Source organism: Pseudomonas sp. NFACC37-1 (assembly GCF_900101575.1).
Lineage (GTDB): Bacteria > Pseudomonadota > Gammaproteobacteria > Pseudomonadales > Pseudomonadaceae > Aquipseudomonas > Aquipseudomonas fluorescens_AA.
The window spans coordinates 1-2,985 of sequence record NZ_FMUZ01000083.1; the positions used below are offsets into that span (position 1 = coordinate 1).

Sequence of the window (2,985 nt, forward strand, 5' to 3'; positions counted from 1 at the left end):
CGCACGTCGCGGCGATCACTCATAGGGATCAGCGACATCGAAGGCGTTACTACGACACTGGTCAGCACGACCACTACCAAGGCCGAGGCCGTGACTTCTTTACCGGTGTCCGGATCGGTGTAGGTGGCGGTGACTACGTTGCGTATGGCGCTGCCATCGAGTAAGTGGACGGCAGGGGCTTCATATTCACCATTGTTGCTGATGACGCCCAGAGCCCGACTGCCGTCCACGCTGCGCACGCTCCATTGGACATTCGAGTGTCTGTAGTTCAGTTGTCGAATCTCGAACGTCTGCTTGTCACCCGCCTTGATCACCGGCAAAAGAGGATCAAGGGTGAAAGTCGTTTCTTTTGGATCGATTTGCCCGACCATCAGCAGGTCACCCGGCAATCGGGCCTCGGTTAGCTGTAGGGCGTTGCGTTCAGGGAATAACAGGTTGCTGATGGCCAGAACGTTAAGGCCAGGCAACTCCAGAGTGCGGAAAACTCTCAAGATCTGCAGAAATGCTGGTTGGAGCGCCGCATGCAACATTCCAGGCAACTCAGGATAAGAACCTACATTTTTCAGCTCATTATTTGGATCCCAAACTCCGTTAAATTCAATAATCGGATCAGTGGCTTGCTCAAACGTCACATAGTTCGGAAGCGATGAAAACACCGGAGAAAATATCAGATGCACACGAGCTGTGGTTATGGCATCCCAATACCAATTCTCAGATCCGAACGCCCACTCCCACGAGCGCAAATGAAACGGCATTAATCGTGGCCCCTGCAGGGATAATTCAAGCCCACCAGCATCACCCGCAAATACCTGAAGTGCATTCTCCGGCGATGGATCAGTCAACTTAAACATGAGCGGACCGTTATTACTCAAACTTGTCTCTGTGACTAATGTTTTTTGCCAGATGTACCTGAACCCCGGAATATTAAACCCCCCTGCAACTGCAGTTAATATTCGAGCAACGTGATTAGATTCCGAGGATCTCAACCTCAGATTGCCACCTATTTGCCTTTCAATGGCCTCTCTCACATACCAATCAAACACCACTCGACTGGCCAACACCAACGAGCCCGAGTACAACGCCTTACCTGTCGTCGGATTCCGATCGTTGGGAATCAAATAATCCACTGCAAGGTCATTAGGATCGCCGCCTTCATTCGGATTACCCTTGGTCCTGACAAATAACACCACGGCCCCTTCACCGTAATCGTCGGAATGCCGATTCTTGCCCTCGTCCGTAGCCATGGTGCGGATCAGGAATGAACGTGGAGCCAGAAGATCGACATCGCGTAAGTCGAGCATCCCCAGCTCATATATCCTGTCTTCAGGTTTTTGTTCGAGAAACAGTTCTTTGAAGAAATTCCCCAGGGTTTCCTGGGCGCGGTCCTCTGTAACCAGATTGCAACGGCAGTTATAACCAGTACCAATATCAACAATGACCCTGCCCTGTTCGTTAACCGTACCGCGGCTGGCGGCCAAGTCGATATCCATGGTCAAGGTATAACCCTGATTAACGCTGACCACATAGCTGTAAAGAATCGCACCGGGAACTTGGCCTGTGCCCTTGCGTATATAGGACACAGTGCCTGCGACGATATCCATGGTGGCAGTCGCTCGGGAATCACGCAGCGAAGCTTTTTCAAAGCTCAAGCGCGGATGGCTAAGGATCACCCCCCCCATCTCCAGGTATTCGCTTTTATCCGGCGTCATGAATGGCGCGCCAAAAATACGCTTGAGAAAGCTCTCGCGATTGAAGCGGGTAATATATTGCTGCTCCAGCAAACTATTGACCTTGGCTCGATTCATGAATACCAGGGCATCCCAACCGAGTGTGACCGACTTGCCTCGCATTTTGTTAGTGAGTGCACTTAACGAATAAGTAGTCATGACTTTAGCCTTCAGCGATATAAATCGACTGTGTATAAACAGGGCAACAAGTACCGATCAGGGCGGCACTTATATTGATGTCATTCAGATTCCCAATCGGACTTGAGCGTATTCCCCACGCTGCCAATCAGTTCCACATATCGATGCCGTTTGAGTGGATGGTTGTTGAGGTCGTCATGGCGCTTCTCCTAAAACCGCGAAATATTTAAACGGGACGACTAGACAGTCGCACCGAAAGCCATTCATATCATTAACCTAAAATCTTCAGCTTGTTTCGATTAATTCCATCAAAGCCGATTCTCCCCCTGTGCCGGTTGCCATATCTGTCAAACACAACAACGTCCAATTCCTTATCAAAGTCGGACTTGGCATAACCGTCATATCGCCAATATTCACGCCGCTGCAGGCTGAACAACACTTCACCTGACGGTATCTCATCTCTAACCGTTTCCTCTGGTGCGTTGAGTTGACCGACCAAGCGTCTCTTGAGAATTTCATCGGTATGCAGAATTATCTTTCCCTGATCATTCAGGTCATCGGCGATGGCATATCCGGTAATGCTATGGATATCCTCAAGCGTCGTGTCAGTTTCCCATCTCACCATGCTCGAGTTGCCGACGAACTGAATTTTCTTTATAGGCACCTGCCTTTGGTTAATCAGTAGTTTCAAATAGTAGTAATCCAGGGTGGTCAGATCTTTTTCATCGTCCTTATCACCATCGACACGCTTAGGCCAATTCCCCCCGGGCTCACCAAAGGTTAAAACCACCCCTCCAATGGTGCCGGCTTCCGGCGGTTCAACAGCATGCAGATTGATGACCCTATGGTCCGCATCGCCTTCCGTTCCCGGGTTGGAATAGAACGTTTCATAGTTGTCGCTGCGCAACATCGCGGCAATACGCAGGTCTTCGACCTTATGGCATTGAACGAAGAACTCCTTGACCACCATGCCCTTCGGTCTTTTTGGAGGATCCTCCTGGCTCAGTGTGGGATGAGGGTACCGCTCATAGATATTCTCGGACTCGGTGTAATACCATTTATTACCTACAGGTACTCCGTCTTCACCGACTTCCGGCAACGGGATTTTCTGTTCTGCCGA

The 2,985-nt window shown here is 50.2% G+C and carries 2 protein-coding genes; both read right to left on the minus strand.

Annotated features, from left to right (window positions below):
• Window positions 1-1,886: hypothetical protein (locus BLP82_RS29935; protein WP_139198021.1), on the minus strand; the 1,886-nt coding region annotated here is incomplete at its 3' end.
• Between the two features lie 250 nt (window positions 1,887-2,136).
• On the minus strand, window positions 2,137-2,985 hold an 849-nt coding region (locus BLP82_RS31350), incomplete at its 5' end, for a hypothetical protein (protein WP_170842406.1).